The sequence below is a fragment of the Tatumella ptyseos ATCC 33301 genome, assembly GCF_000735525.1.
Taxonomy (GTDB): domain Bacteria; phylum Pseudomonadota; class Gammaproteobacteria; order Enterobacterales; family Enterobacteriaceae; genus Tatumella; species Tatumella ptyseos.
The window spans coordinates 13,667-27,078 of the sequence record NZ_JMPR01000048.1 but is presented as its reverse complement, the minus strand read 5'-3'; the positions used below and the strand labels follow the sequence as shown (position 1 = coordinate 27,078).

Sequence of the window (13,412 nt, the reverse complement as noted above, 5' to 3'; positions counted from 1 at the left end):
ATGAAAACAGTAAAAAAACTTACCCCGATCTGCCTGGTATTGCTGCTCAGTGGCTGTATGGTCGGCCCGGACTATCATCGTCCGTCGGCAGATGTGCCGATACATTTTAAAGAAGCCAAAGGCTGGCAGCAGGCAACGCCACAGGATGCCGAACCGAAAGGGGAGTGGTGGCGGAGTTTTAACGACCCGGTGCTGAATCAGTTGATGCCGCAGGTGGCGATTTCCAACCAGAATATCGCCATGTATGCCGCACAGTATCGTGAAGCCCGCGCACTGTCCGCAGCATCGAAAGCGGCGCTGTTCCCATCGCTGAGTGTCGATGGCAGCTCGACGCGCGCGGCCAGTCATACGAATGGCAGTTCCCCGGTGCAGAGTATTGCTGACAGTCATTCCGCACGGCTGACCGCCAGCTGGGAAGTGGATCTCTGGGGCAGTCTGCGTCGCCAGCGGGAAGAAGACCGGGCCAATGCCTCGGCGAGTGCGGCGGAGCTTGCCAATGCCACGCTCAGCGCACAGTCTGAACTGGCACAGGATTATTTCCAGTTGCGGATTATGGATGAAAGGATTGCCCTCTATAAGCAGAGTATTGCCGCGTATGAAGGCTACCTGCGGGTGATTAATAATAAATACCTGGCGGGCACTGAGGATCGCGGTACGCTGGCACAGGCACAGATGCAGCTGGCCAGTACCCGTTCAACGGCGCTGGATTATCAGTGGCAGCGTGCGCAGCTGGAACATGCGATTGCCTTGCTGATCGGTAAAACACCGTCGCAGTTCTCGCTGCCGGCGGCCCCGTTTACCGCGACATTACCGGCCATCCCGGTCAGTCTGCCGGGGAGCCTGTTACAACGACGTCCGGATATCGCCTATGCTGAGCGTAATGTGGCCGCGGCTAACGCAGCGGTCGGGGTGGCGATTGCCGGTTATTATCCGGACCTGACGTTGTCTGCCAGCGGCGGCTTTACGTCCAGCGTATTGCATAATCTGTTCTCGCTGCCTGAACGGGTCTGGTCGCTGGGACCGGAACTGAGCGGGACGGTACTGGACTTCGGGGCGACCTCAGCGAAAGTTGAACAGGCCCGTGCCTCTTATGATGCCAGTGTGGCCACCTATCGCCAGACCGTACTGACGGCGATACAGGATGTGGAAAATAACCTGGTCGAGCTGAATACCCTGAACGACGAAATTGCGGCTCAGAAAGCTGCCAGTGATGCGGCGGCTGAGTCTGCCAGAGTGACCCGCAATCAGTATAATGCCGGGATGATTGACTACCTTGACGTGGCGACCACCGAAAACAGCAGCCTCAGTGCCCGCCAGAGTTTACTGGGGCTACAGAGCACCCAATGGGCGACCAGTGTGGCACTGATTGCTGCCCTCGGCGGGGGCTGGAGCACCTCTGAATTACCGGATGCCCCGGCCGGCAACAGCCAGTAATTTCCCTTCTTCACTCTTCTCTTTTTTGCTCCGGTCAGAAAACCATCGGACTGTGACCGGAGTAAAAAAAATAGCGACATTTTGTGCTGATTAATTGTGTCCTGCGACACAAACGTGTTTAATCTGGGTACGACTGTTTGAATATTAAGGAGAGTGGATGTTTAGTCTGTTGCGTGGACTCTGCCGTCTTTTCTGGCGGGTGCGGGTGCACGGCGATTTGTCACCCTTTCAGCATGACAAATTACTGATTACTCCTAACCATACCTCTTTTCTTGATGGCATATTACTGAGCCTGTTCTTACCGGTTAAACCGGTCTTTGCAGTCTGGTCGGGCCTTTCTGACTGCTGGTATATGAAAATTGTGCGGGCGCTGGTCGAGGTTGTCCCGCTGGACCCGTTAAAACCGGTCTCTGTGAAGCAGCTTATTCGTCTGATCAATCAGGGACGCCCGGTGGTGGTTTTCCCTGAAGGGCGCATCAGTATCACCGGTTCACTGATGAAAATTTACAGCGGAGCCGGCTTTCTGGCCGCCAAAACCGGTGCTACCGTTGTGCCGATACGTATCGAAGGGGCAGAATACAGCTGGTTTGCCCGTCAGAGCGGTGAAATTCCGCGTCGCCCCTTCCCGCAGATTGACCTGCATATTCTGCCCGGCACCCGTATACCGATGCCTGCAGCACCTGCCGCCCGTCAGCGTCGCGCTCAGGCCGGTGAACATCTGCATCACATTATGATGGAAGCCCGGATGGCGGCCCGCCCGCGGCAGACGCTGTTTGAGGCATTTCTTAGTGCCGCCCGGCGATACGGACCGGGACGTACCTGTATCTCGGATGTGTTATCCCCGCCTGACAGTTACCGGAAACTGCTGAAAAAGATGCTTGGCGTGGCCCGGCTACTCGATAAATACTGCCCGCCCGCGCAGACACCCGGACTGTTACTGCCCAATACGTCCATTACCCCGGCGGTGATTTTCGGGGCGATTTTGCGGGGCCGAGTTCCTGCCATGCTGAACTACTCTGCCGGAGTGCGCGGATTGCAGGTGGCGGTCGATGCAGCAAAAATCACCACCATTTTTACCTCACGACAGTTCCTCGATAAAGGCAAACTCTGGCACCTGACCGAAGGGCTGGAGGGGGTGAGCTGGGTTTATCTGGAAGATCTGAAAGGGGCACTGACGTTCCGCGATAAGTTGTGGATCCTCCGTCATCTGCTGCAACCGGAACGGGCGCAGGCCCCGCAGTCCCCCGAAGATGCAGCGGTGATCCTGTTTACTTCCGGGTCAGAGGGAGATCCGAAAGGTGTCGTGCACAGCCATAAGAGTTTGCTGGCTAACGTTGAACAAATCCGCACAGTGGCCGATTTCCGGCCGGGCGACCGTTTCATGTCTTCATTGCCGCTGTTCCATGCCTTTGGTCTGACAGTCGGCCTGTTTACACCACTTTTTACCGGTGCAGAGGCCTTACTTTACCCCAGCCCTTTGCATTACCGCATTATTCCCGAGCTGGTCTACGACCGGAACTGCAACGTGTTATTCGGTACCCCGGCTTTCCTGGCGCAGTATGCCCGTTTTGCTGACCCTTATGATTTTGCGCGTATTCGTTATGTGGTCGCCGGTGCTGACCGGCTACCGGCATCCACCCGCGATCTCTATCTGGAAAAGTTTGGTTTACGCATCCTGGAAGGTTACGGCGCGACAGAATGCGCGCCGGTATTGTCGATTAACGTGCCGATGGCGGCCCGCTTTAATACGGTCGGTCGTATTCTTCCGGCGATGGACTTTCGGCTGCTCGCGGTGCCCGGCATTGAAGACGGGGGACGGCTCCAGGTGCGGGGACCTAACCTGATGAAAGGCTACCTGCGGGCGACGGCCCCCGGGGTGATTGAACCGCCTTCCGCCGATAACGGTGAAGGCGTCATGGAATCCGGCTGGTATGACACCGGCGACCTGGTCAGTTTTGATAGCGACGGCTTCTGCCGTATTCAGGGCAGGGTGAAACGTTTTGCCAAACTGGCGGGAGAAATGGTCTCTCTGGAGATCCCGGAGACCCTGGCCCTGAAGGTGTCGGCGGAACATCAGCATGCCTCTGTCGCCAGACCCGATGCAACGCGCGGCGAGGCACTGGTGCTGTTTACTACGGATAACATGCTGACGCGTGACACGCTGTTACAGGCCAGCCGTGAGCTGGGCTATAGCGAACTGAGTGTGCCGCGTGATATTCGCTGGCTGTCACAGATGCCCCTGCTGGGCAGTGGCAAACCGGATTATCAGCAGCTTAAAACGATGGCGACAACAGAGTCCACAGTGGTAAGGGATCATGGGTAATATCATTATAGCGCCGCCGGCCGGCAGAGAGGGGCTGCGGCCTGTCCTGATCGCACAGTTTTTTTCGGCTTTCGGCGATAACGCGCTGTTATTTGCCACTCTGGCATTGATGAAAAAATATGCCTATCCGGACTGGACGCAACCTGTATTACAGATGGTTTTCGTGGTGGCATACATTCTGCTGGCACCTTTTGTCGGACAGTTTGCGGATAGTTTTCCCAAAGGGCGGGTGATGATGGTCGCTAACGGCCTGAAATTTATCGGTGCTGTGCTGATTGGCATTAACTTTAACCCTTTTATCGGCTACGGGCTGGTGGGAATGGGGGCTGCGGCCTACTCCCCCGCGAAATATGGCATTCTGGGGGAGCTGGTGTCTGAGGACGACCTGATTCGGGGTAACGGATTAATGGAAAGTTCAACCATTGCCGCTATTCTGCTGGGGTCTCTGTCCGGAGGGATGCTGGCCGACTGGCATGTTTCCACGGCCCTGCTGATGTGTGCAGTGATCTACGCACTGGCGGTGCTGGCGAATACCATGATCCCGGGGCTGCCGGCAGCCCGACCGGCGCAATCCCTGAATCTGCGGGTCATGCTGCAGGAATTTATTGCAGCCTGTCGCATCCTCTGGCAGGACTACGAAACCCGGTTCTCGCTGATCGGTACCAGCCTGTTCTGGGGAGCCGGGGTAACTTTACGTTTCCTGCTGGTGCTGTGGGTACCGGTGGCATTAGGGGTCACGGATAATACGACGCCGACTCTGCTGAATGCGCTGGTCGCGATAGGTATTGTCGGCGGGGCATTGCTGGCCGGCAAGCTGATTACCCTGAAGAATACCCGGCGTTGCTTCCCGGCCGGTATTTTACTGGGCGGAGTGGTGATTATTTTTACGCTGATGCACCACCTCTATAGTGCCGGTTTCTGGCTGATCATTGCCGGTGTCTGTGGCGGGGTATTTGTCGTGCCGCTGAATGCGCTGTTGCAGGTACGTGGCAGGGCGTCTGTCGGGGCCGGATATGCGATTGCAGTGCAGAATCTGGGTGAAAATGTGGCCATGCTGGGGATGCTGACAGTCTATGCGCTGGCGGTCAAACTGGGCGCACCTCCGCTGGTACTGGGTTTTGCCTTTGGCAGCTTATTCGCGCTGGGGATCACTGTACTCTGGGGCTGGCAGTGGCTGAAACCACGCCGTGCCTGAGGCTTTCTGCACCGCCCGGCGGTGCAGAAAAGGCAAGTCAGGGGGCAGGGTAGGTAAAGCGCCGATGGATAGCCTCCAGCTCAGCGATGACTTCTGCACTCAATGTGAGGTTAAAACTATCGATATTAGTTTTCAGCTGTTCGAGAGTCGTGGCTCCCAGCAGGGTGCTGGCGACAAAAGGTTGCTGACGGACAAACGCCAGTGCCATCTGTGAAGGGGCCAGCCCGTGCCGCTGTGCCAGAGTCACGTAAGCTTCAATCGCCAGCGCAGACTGCTCACCGGAATATCGGGTAAAACGACTGAACAGAGTATTTCTCGCCCCGGCAGGTTGCCGGCCGTTCAGGTATTTTCCGCTCAGCGTACCAAAAGCCAGCGACGAATATGCCAGTAACTCCACCCCTTCATATTGGCTGATTTCTGCCAGACCGACTTCAAAACTACGATTCAGCAGACTATACGGGTTCTGAATGGTGACGATACGTGGCAGGTCATGCTTTTCTGCCAGTTGCAGGTAGCGCATGACACCCCATGCCGTTTCGTTAGAAACACCGATATAACGGATCTTCCCGGCACGGACCTGCTCAGTTAAAGCCTCCAGGGTTTCCAGCAGGGTGACTGGCACGTTCTCGTCGGTATATTCATATCCCAGACGCCCGAAAAAGTTCGCCGGTCGCTGTGGCCAGTGTAACTGGTAGAGGTCGAGGTAATCGGTATTCAGTCGTTGCAGGCTGGCATCCAGGGCGGCCCGGATATTTTTGCGGTCCAGTGCCTGGCCAGGCCGGATAGACGCATCATTACCACGGATCGGGCCAGCCACTTTGCTTGCCAGGACAATTTTGTCGCGGTTACCGGTTTTTTTCAGCCAGCTGCCGATATATTTCTCCGTCAGGCCCTGAGTTTCCGGGCGTGGCGGAACGGGATACATCTCGGCAGTATCAATCAGGTTAATTCCCTGGCTCAGGGCAAAATCGAGCTGCGCGTGGGCATCGGCTTCACTGTTCTGTTCGCCAAAGGTCATGGTACCCAGTCCCAGCTGACTGACTTCCAGCGAACTATGGGGAATGCGGTGATAGTGCATTGCTGGCTTCCTTCTGTGGTTACGGGTAAAAAAGGCCTTCCCGGACTATAACCGGCGAAGGGATAGCGCGAAAGGAAAATGTACCCGCGACTACCGCCGGAACAGCAGCAGGCTGAAATCAGCGTTCGATAATGCCGGAAATTTCATCCCCGTTGATCTGCACCTGATCCCCGGACTCGTCGGTATACCGGACGAGCCCTGTATCTTTATCGATTTCCGGTTTTCCGTGGGTCATAATCATACGGCCATCTTTCGTGGCCATTACATAATGGCTGCTGCAGCCGCCAAGTAGTATTGCGCTAAGCATAATGCCGCCGGCTGCAATGATACGTAATCCGTTCATGGCTCTCCTCTGTGCTGTTGTCAGTTTATTAGATGATATAGTAATAAATGATTTATCTGCTGCAGACAAACAGGAGCGTTCTGAAACCGATGATAACACGCAAAAAAACGCGAAAAGAAAGGATAAGACGGGACTCCGGCGGAAAGCGTCCGGGAAAGGGAGACTTTCCGCCGGAAGAGGATTAATGTGATTTCTTCTTAGTGCGTAACAGGTTAAGCAACTCCACCCCCATCGAGAAAAACATGGCGAAATAGATGTAGCCTTTCGGCACGTGTATCGACACACTTTCCAGCAGCAGGGTAAAGCCCACCAGGATCAGAAACGCCAGCGCCAGCATCTTTATCGTCGGGTGCCGCTCGACAAATTCTCCGATAGCCTTTGCTGCAAACATCATCATGACCACGGCAACCACGACCGCAGCCATCATAATAAACAGATGATCAGACAATCCGACGGCGGTGATGACAGAATCCAGGCTAAAGATGATGTCGAGCAGCATGATCTGGATAATCGCTCCGGCAAAGGAATGCACACGACTTTCGTGCACTTCTTCGCCGCCCTCGATAGTTTCATGGATCTCTTTTGCCGATTTCCAGATAAGAAACAGCCCGCCCGCCATCAGGATAAGATCCCGCAGAGAGAGAGCATGACCAAAAGCGGTAAACAGCGGATGAGTCAGTCGCACTACCCAGGCGATAGACGCCAGCAGTGCCAGCCGCATCAGCATTGCCGCCATCAGCCCCAGCCTTCTGGCTTTATCCTGTTGTTTTTCCGGTAATTTAGCCACTACCAGCGACAGGAATATTATATTGTCGATACCCAGAACCACTTCCAGCACTATCAGTGTCCCGAGCGCCAGCCAGGCATTGGGATCAGCAATCCACTCAAACATATTCACATCAATCCTAAACGAAATCTAAACAGAGAGTATAACCGCTCAGGATCCATCGGGGACAGAAAAAATTCACAGCAGAAAATGACGGGCCAGTAGCGGGCCGGTAAATGTTTTCTTCAGATAAAAACCGCGGGGCAGGGTCATGACAGGCTGGCCCTGCGCGCCAATGCCTTCCGTGAGGGCTTTACGGTTAGCCGCTTTCGGACGGATTTGCAGATACTGACCGTGGCGGGCGGTAATTTTATCCACGTCACCCAGTACAATCATCTCCATCAGTTCTTCCCAGTCTGCGCGCAACTGTTCTTCCTCTTCCGGGGAAGGGCTCCACAATAAAGGGGACCCTATCCGTCGTTGTTTCAGAGGAAGGGCGCGTTCACCTTCCACAGGTACCCATAACACGCGTGATAGCTTATGACGCAGGTGGCAGTTCTGCCATCTGACGCCGGTATTACCGGTTAGCGGTGCAACACAGACAAAGGTCGTTTCCAGTGGCTGGCCCCGGCTATCCACAGGGATAGTTTTTAGTTCGATTCCCAGGTGGGCAAAGTCCTGTTCCGCTTTACTTCCCGCTGTCGCGCCGAGATGCCATTCGATCAATGTCCCTATCCAGCCCTTATCCCGGCGCAGATCGGCCGGCACCGGCAGAGAGAATGCGGCAGCCAGTTCCTCCAGGGTTTGTCCGGCGAGCGCATAGGCTCGCTGCAGTAATACCTGTTCATTTTCCGGGGCGGCCAGAGGTGCCGGGGAGTCAGACATAATCCCTCGCTTTTTGATTAAAAAATAACCTGCCAGGAGGGCGGGTTTATTCGCGCGCCTGAATGCAGTGAGTAAATCCAATAATAGCATGATTCTGCGTACTTTTTTATGGGGCAGACGGTACCTCAGAGCATGGAGGGCCGGGCTTATACCTGTTTTTCATCGATAATAAACAGGATTATACGCAGAGTTATCCACAGAAAAATGGGATAACTGTATCTGGTACGGACTACTGGTTCTATTTACAGCCTTGACTTTGGCGGTCCGTACAATTTTTTTTGCGATGGTGGGTAACATATCACCATAATCTGTGGATAAAAATAGCGATGGTTACTTTTTGTTCGGTTGGTTAAGTTATTTGTGGCACACCCCGTAAAACCCTGCTTTTTACCCCATGTTTCATGGTTTAATTTCATGAAATATAAGGTTTTATTTTTGTTTTCTTTGCAAAGGGATTTGTCGGAGGTAGTGTGATTATTCAGGGAAATCCCGTGTTCTGCACAAAGCTATCCACAGAAAAGGTGCATAAAATTGTACTCTTTGATGGTCCTCTGTTTATAACTCTAAGGTTTTTTGTGGGTTATCCCTGATTTATTCTGTTGAATCCCTGCCAGCCAATGGTTTACCGCCTGTGAGTAGTATGAAACAATCAGGCTATCTGAAGATAGCTTTGAGGTAGTCTGGTGATCGATGATGATGGCTACCGCCCGAATGTTGGGATTGTAATCTGTAACAGACAAGGACAGGTTCTGTGGGCCAGACGTTTCGGACAACACTCCTGGCAGTTTCCTCAGGGGGGCATCAATCCCGGAGAAACTCCGGAACAGGCGATGTATCGGGAATTGTTTGAAGAAGTCGGGTTACATCGTAAAGATGTACGGATTATCGCCTCAACCCGTAACTGGTTGCGTTACAAATTGCCAAAACGTTTGGTGCGTTGGGATACCCGGCCGGTATGTATCGGCCAGAAACAAAAATGGTTTCTGTTGCAACTGCAATGCCATGAGAATGCCATTAATGTCCAGGGAAGCAGTACCCCTGAATTTGATGGCTGGCGCTGGGTAAGTTTCTGGTACCCGGTGAGACAGGTCGTTTCTTTCAAACGTGATGTTTATCGTCGTGTAATGAAGGAGTTTGCGACAGTGGTGATGTCTGCAACAGAGAATTCACTGCCACGCAGTCAACAGCCCGGCCGAAGAAAAAGAGGATAGAGCATGGCGCTGATGCTCACCCGGTTACGCGATATTGTAGAAAAGGTAGCCAGTGCTTCCAGACTCAATGAAGCACTTGAAATACTGGTGAATGAGATCTGTCAGGCGATGGATACCGAAGTCTGTTCGGTTTACCTGGCGGATCAGGAGCGTCAGTGCTATTACCTGATGGCAACCCGCGGTCTGAAAAAACCGCGCGGTCGCACCATTACTCTGGCTCTGGATGAAGGAATTGTCGGACTGGTCGGTCGCCTGGCCGAACCCATTAACCTGGCCGATGCTCAGAGCCATCCCAGCTTCAAATTTATCCCCTCGGTAAAAGAAGAGCATTATCGCTCGTTCCTTGGCGCGCCTATCATTAACCGCCGTCAGGTGCTCGGTGTTCTGGTGGTGCAGCAGCGGGAACTGCGCTCGTTTGACGAGTCCGAAGAGTCTTTTCTGGTCACCCTGGCGACCCAGGTCGGAACACTGCTTTCTCAGTCGCAGATAGGGCAGTTATTCGGGGTATTCCGTCAGAGTCGTATCCGCGCCATTGCCGCCTCACCGGGTGTTGCGGTTGCCCCGGGCTGGGTTGACCATATTCAGCCTACCCTCGAACAGGTCACCCAGGCCTCGACGCTGGATACCGTGCAGGAACGGGAACGTCTGTTACGCGCGATGAATGAAGCCGGCGACGAATTCCGTCGCTACAGTAAGCGCTTCTCCAGCAGTGTTCAGAAAGAGAGTGCGGCCATTTTTGACCTTTACTCTCACCTGCTGAGTGAGCCCCGGCTGAAGAAAGATCTGCTCAGCGAGATAGATCAGGGAGCCGTGGCCGAATGGGCCGTTAAAATCGTTATTGAGCGATATGCCGGGCAGTTTGCTGAGCTGAAAGATGCGTATCTGCGGGAACGCAGCGGAGACATTCGTGAACTCGGGCAGCGTTTACTGTTCCACCTTGACGACAGCCTGCACGGCACCAATGCCTGGCCGGAACGTTTTGTGCTGGTGGCGGATGAACTGACTGCGACGGCGTTGGCCGAAGTCCCTCCGGAACGTTTGATCGGGGTGGTCGTCCGCGACGGTGCGGCGAATTCTCATGCCGCTATCCTGACCCGTGCCATGGGGATCCCGGCGGTGATGGGGGCGGATATCCGTCCCGAACAGTTGCATAAACATCTGCTGATTGTTGACGGTTATCGGGGAGAATTACTGATAGACCCGGAACCGATACTGATTAAAGAATATCAGCGTCTGATCCGCGAAGAGAATGCGCTCAGCGAAACCGCCGAAACTGTCGCCGGGCAGCCGGGCACAATGAAACACGGCGAAGCCGTCACTATCCTGCTGAATGCCGGGCTGAGTGCCGAACTTGAGCAGACGATGGGCGACCGCGTCGATGGTGTCGGCCTGTATCGTACGGAAGTGCCCTTTATGTTACAGAGCGGCTTTCCTTCTGAAGAAGAGCAGGTCGCGCAATATCAGGGCATGCTGCAGGTCTTTAATAATAAGCCTGTGACCCTGCGGACATTGGATATCGGTGCCGATAAACAACTGCCGTATATGCCCATCAGTGAAGAAAACCCCAGCCTGGGCTGGCGGGGAATACGTCTCACCCTGGACCAGCCGGAAATCTTTCTGGTACAGGTCAGGGCGATGCTGCGTGCTAATGCCGCCTCCGGTAACCTTAAAATCCTGTTACCGATGATCACCAGCATTGATGAGATCGATGAGGCCCGCAAACTGATTGAACGGGCAGGACATGAAGTGGAGGAGATGCTGGGCTACGAGATCCCGCGTCCTCAGGTCGGTGTCATGATAGAAGTGCCGTCGATGATTTTTCTGATACCGCAGGTGGCCCGTACGGTTGATTTTATTTCGGTCGGTACCAACGACCTGACGCAGTATTTGCTGGCGGTCGACCGGAATAATACCCGGGTAGCAAACCTGTACGATCCTCTGCATCCGTCGGTTCTGAAGGCGATGTATCAGATTAACTTAGAGGCCCGACGCCACAACCTGCCGGTCAGTGTGTGTGGTGAAATGGCCGGTGACCCGATGAGTGTTCCGCTTCTGACCGGGATGGGTTACCGCCATTTAAGTATGAACGGTAAAAACGTACCGCGGGTAAAATACCTGCTGCGTCACCTGGATAGTAACGAGACTGAACAACTGGTCGCTCAGGTTTTACAAGCCAGTACCGCGAGTGAAGTCCGCTATCAGGTGGCTGTCTTTATGGAGCGGCGCGGGCTCGGAGGGTTGATCCGCGGGGGACGTTAGCGGCTCATTCCCGTTTACATTTAGCCGCCCCGGCCCACGGGTGCCTGTGCTATCATGCGCAACTCTTCGCGGTCTTCACCGGTAAAATGGCTTTTCCGGTGACAGGCTTTCAGATAGAAAGAATAATGGTGAAAGATGACTAACGGCTATCTTGCTTTTCCAAAATTTGACCCGGTGATTTTTTCTATCGGTCCGGTATCGCTGCACTGGTACGGATTGATGTATTTGATCGGCTTTATTTTCGCTATGTGGCTGGCCGGACGCCGTGCCGATAAACCCGGCAGTGGCTGGACCCGCAATGAAGTAGAGAATCTTCTCTATGCCGGGTTCCTCGGGGTCTTCCTGGGCGGAAGGATCGGTTATGTGCTGTTTTATAACCTGCCGCTGTTTTTACAAAATCCGTTGTATCTGTTCAAAGTCTGGGATGGCGGAATGTCATTCCACGGCGGCCTGATAGGTGTCATCGTGGTGATGCTGGTGTTTGCGCGTCGTACCGGCCGCAACTTTTTCCAGGTCTCTGACTTTATTGCACCGCTGATCCCGTTCGGGCTGGGTGCCGGACGTCTGGGTAACTTTATCAATGGGGAATTATGGGGCCGCGTCGACCCTAACTGCCCATGGGCGATGTTATTCCCGGGGTCCAGGGATGAGGATCTGGCGCTGGTGGCTACACATCCGCAGTGGCAGTCATTACTGAACACCTACGGTGTTCTGCCGCGTCATCCGTCACAGCTCTATGAACTGCTGCTGGAAGGGGTGATCCTGTTTATCATCCTGAATGTATTTATTCGCAAACCGCGCCCGCTGGGAAGTGTGTCAGGTCTGTTCCTGATTGGTTACGGCGCTTTCCGTATCATTGTTGAATTCTTCCGCCAACCGGATGCCCAGTTGGGTCTGTTTGACGGTGTGATCAGTATGGGACAAATCCTGTCGATTCCGATGATTCTGGCCGGTGTGATTATGATGATTTGGGCTTACCGTAGAGGCTCACTGAAACAACCGGGTGAAGTAAAATGAAACAGTATCTGGAACTGATGCAGAAAGTCTTAAACGAAGGTGCATCAAAAGATGACCGTACAGGTACCGGCACGTTGTCGATATTCGGTCACCAGATGCGCTTTGATCTGCAGCAGGGCTTTCCGCTGGTCACGACCAAAAAGTGCCATATCCGCTCCATTATTCATGAGTTGCTTTGGTTCCTGAAAGGGGAAACCAACATTGCTTATCTGAAGGAGAATAAGGTCACTATCTGGGATGAGTGGGCTGATGAACAGGGGGATCTGGGGCCGGTTTATGGTCGTCAGTGGCGTAGCTGGCCTTCGGCAGACGGTCGCCATATCGACCAGATCAGTGAGGTTATCCGTCAGCTGAAACAGGACCCGGATTCACGGCGTATTATTGTTTCTGCATGGAACGTCGGTGAACTGGATAAAATGGCGCTGGCACCTTGTCATGCGTTCTTCCAGTTCTATGTCGCTGACGGGCGTCTGAGCTGTCAGTTGTACCAGCGCTCGTGTGATGTGTTCCTCGGCCTGCCGTTTAATATCGCCAGCTATGCCTTACTGGTGCATATGGTTGCGCAGCAATGCGATTTGCAGGTCGGTGATTTTGTCTGGACCGGCGGGGATACTCACCTGTACAACAATCACCTTGAGCAGGCTCATCTGCAACTGACCCGGGATCCACGTCCTTTGCCGGTGCTGAAAATTAAGCGTAAGCCTGATTCTATTTTCGATTACACCTTCGATGACTTCGAAATTGAAGGTTATGACCCTCATCCGGCGATTAAGGCTCCGGTCGCCGTCTGAGTTCATCCGCGTAGTCAACGTATCACGGCGGTAGTGCATTGGCACTGCCGCCGTTTTTTTTGCCTCTCCTCGCAAATCTCGCTGAAATTCTGTGCCTGCTTGTCCTTTCC

At 54.0% G+C, this 13,412-nt stretch carries 11 protein-coding genes; 7 read left to right on the top strand and 4 right to left on the bottom strand.

The genetic code is table 11. The features are described from left to right. The 3 genes from GTPT_RS15425 to lplT all read left to right on the top strand — a co-directional run bounded on the left by GTPT_RS15425 (position 1) and on the right by lplT (position 4,952). Positions 1 to 1,434, top strand: a complete 1,434-nt coding sequence (locus GTPT_RS15425; protein WP_025902660.1) for an efflux transporter outer membrane subunit — start codon at positions 1 to 3, stop codon at positions 1,432 to 1,434. Between the two features lie 157 nt (positions 1,435 to 1,591). After that, positions 1,592 to 3,757 carry a bifunctional acyl-ACP--phospholipid O-acyltransferase/long-chain-fatty-acid--ACP ligase gene (gene aas, locus GTPT_RS15420; RefSeq protein ID WP_029989853.1) on the top strand — a complete coding sequence of 722 codons (2,166 nt, stop codon included), beginning with the start codon at positions 1,592 to 1,594 and terminating at the stop codon, positions 3,755 to 3,757. After that, the gene (gene lplT, locus GTPT_RS15415) at positions 3,750 to 4,952 is read left to right on the top strand and encodes a lysophospholipid transporter LplT (protein ID WP_051170715.1); all 1,203 of its coding nucleotides are present in this window, start codon (positions 3,750 to 3,752) and stop codon (positions 4,950 to 4,952) included. The genes aas and lplT overlap by 8 nt, the downstream gene beginning before the upstream one ends. Before the next feature lie 37 nt (positions 4,953 to 4,989). Here lplT and GTPT_RS15410 read toward each other — a convergent pair whose 3' ends face one another. From GTPT_RS15410 to mutH, 4 genes are all read right to left on the bottom strand, one after another. Continuing rightward, complete coding sequence (locus tag GTPT_RS15410) at positions 4,990 to 6,030, bottom strand: NADP(H)-dependent aldo-keto reductase (protein ID WP_029989856.1); 1,041 nt, start codon at positions 6,028 to 6,030, stop codon at positions 4,990 to 4,992. Between the two features lie 118 nt (positions 6,031 to 6,148). After that, positions 6,149 to 6,373: a YgdI/YgdR family lipoprotein gene (locus tag GTPT_RS15405; protein ID WP_025902656.1), complete on the bottom strand. Its 225-nt coding sequence runs from the start codon at positions 6,371 to 6,373 to the stop codon at positions 6,149 to 6,151. A 181-nt stretch (positions 6,374 to 6,554) separates the two neighbouring features. Continuing rightward, positions 6,555 to 7,265 carry a TerC family protein gene (locus tag GTPT_RS15395; RefSeq protein WP_025902654.1) on the bottom strand — a complete coding sequence of 237 codons (711 nt, stop codon included), beginning with the start codon at positions 7,263 to 7,265 and terminating at the stop codon, positions 6,555 to 6,557. Between the two features lie 72 nt (positions 7,266 to 7,337). Beyond that, positions 7,338 to 8,024: a DNA mismatch repair endonuclease MutH gene (mutH, locus tag GTPT_RS15390; RefSeq protein ID WP_025902653.1), complete on the bottom strand. Its 687-nt coding sequence runs from the start codon at positions 8,022 to 8,024 to the stop codon at positions 7,338 to 7,340. 683 nt (positions 8,025 to 8,707) lie between these two features. On the opposite strand from mutH, the gene rppH reads away from it, so the two are divergent. The 4 genes from rppH (at position 8,708) to thyA (ending at position 13,302) form a co-directional block, all read left to right on the top strand. Then, a complete protein-coding gene (gene rppH / locus GTPT_RS15385) occupies positions 8,708 to 9,235 on the top strand; it encodes an RNA pyrophosphohydrolase (protein ID WP_025902652.1) in 528 nt (175 codons plus the stop codon). 12 nt (positions 9,236 to 9,247) lie between these two features. Next, on the top strand, positions 9,248 to 11,494 hold the full coding sequence (gene ptsP, locus GTPT_RS15380) for a phosphoenolpyruvate--protein phosphotransferase (RefSeq protein ID WP_025902651.1): 2,247 nt from the start codon (positions 9,248 to 9,250) through the stop codon (positions 11,492 to 11,494). Positions 11,495 to 11,629: 135 nt separating this feature from the next. Continuing rightward, positions 11,630 to 12,511 carry a prolipoprotein diacylglyceryl transferase gene (lgt, locus tag GTPT_RS15375; protein ID WP_025902650.1) on the top strand — a complete coding sequence of 294 codons (882 nt, stop codon included), beginning with the start codon at positions 11,630 to 11,632 and terminating at the stop codon, positions 12,509 to 12,511. Next, positions 12,508 to 13,302, top strand: coding sequence for a thymidylate synthase (gene thyA / locus GTPT_RS15370; protein ID WP_025902649.1), 795 nt, complete (start codon positions 12,508 to 12,510; stop codon positions 13,300 to 13,302). Before lgt ends, thyA begins: the two co-directional genes overlap by 4 nt. The last annotated feature ends 110 nt before the right edge of the window (positions 13,303 to 13,412 follow it).

What these genes read in the sequence shown, in the direction of transcription:
- ptsP (WP_025902651.1), top strand. Translation starts at nt 9,248, where the DNA reads ATGCTCACCCGGTTACGCGATATTGTAGAAAAGGTAGCCAGTGCTTCC.
- GTPT_RS15405 (WP_025902656.1), bottom strand. Translation starts at nt 6,373, where the DNA reads ATGAACGGATTACGTATCATTGCAGCCGGCGGCATTATGCTTAGCGCA.
- GTPT_RS15425 (WP_025902660.1), top strand. Translation starts at nt 1, where the DNA reads ATGAAAACAGTAAAAAAACTTACCCCGATCTGCCTGGTATTGCTGCTC.
- mutH (WP_025902653.1), bottom strand. Translation starts at nt 8,024, where the DNA reads ATGTCTGACTCCCCGGCACCTCTGGCCGCCCCGGAAAATGAACAGGTA.
- lplT (WP_051170715.1), top strand. Translation starts at nt 3,750, where the DNA reads ATGGGTAATATCATTATAGCGCCGCCGGCCGGCAGAGAGGGGCTGCGG.
- thyA (WP_025902649.1), top strand. Translation starts at nt 12,508, where the DNA reads ATGAAACAGTATCTGGAACTGATGCAGAAAGTCTTAAACGAAGGTGCA.
- GTPT_RS15395 (WP_025902654.1), bottom strand. Translation starts at nt 7,265, where the DNA reads ATGTTTGAGTGGATTGCTGATCCCAATGCCTGGCTGGCGCTCGGGACA.
- lgt (WP_025902650.1), top strand. Translation starts at nt 11,630, where the DNA reads ATGACTAACGGCTATCTTGCTTTTCCAAAATTTGACCCGGTGATTTTT.
- aas (WP_029989853.1), top strand. Translation starts at nt 1,592, where the DNA reads ATGTTTAGTCTGTTGCGTGGACTCTGCCGTCTTTTCTGGCGGGTGCGG.
- GTPT_RS15410 (WP_029989856.1), bottom strand. Translation starts at nt 6,030, where the DNA reads ATGCACTATCACCGCATTCCCCATAGTTCGCTGGAAGTCAGTCAGCTG.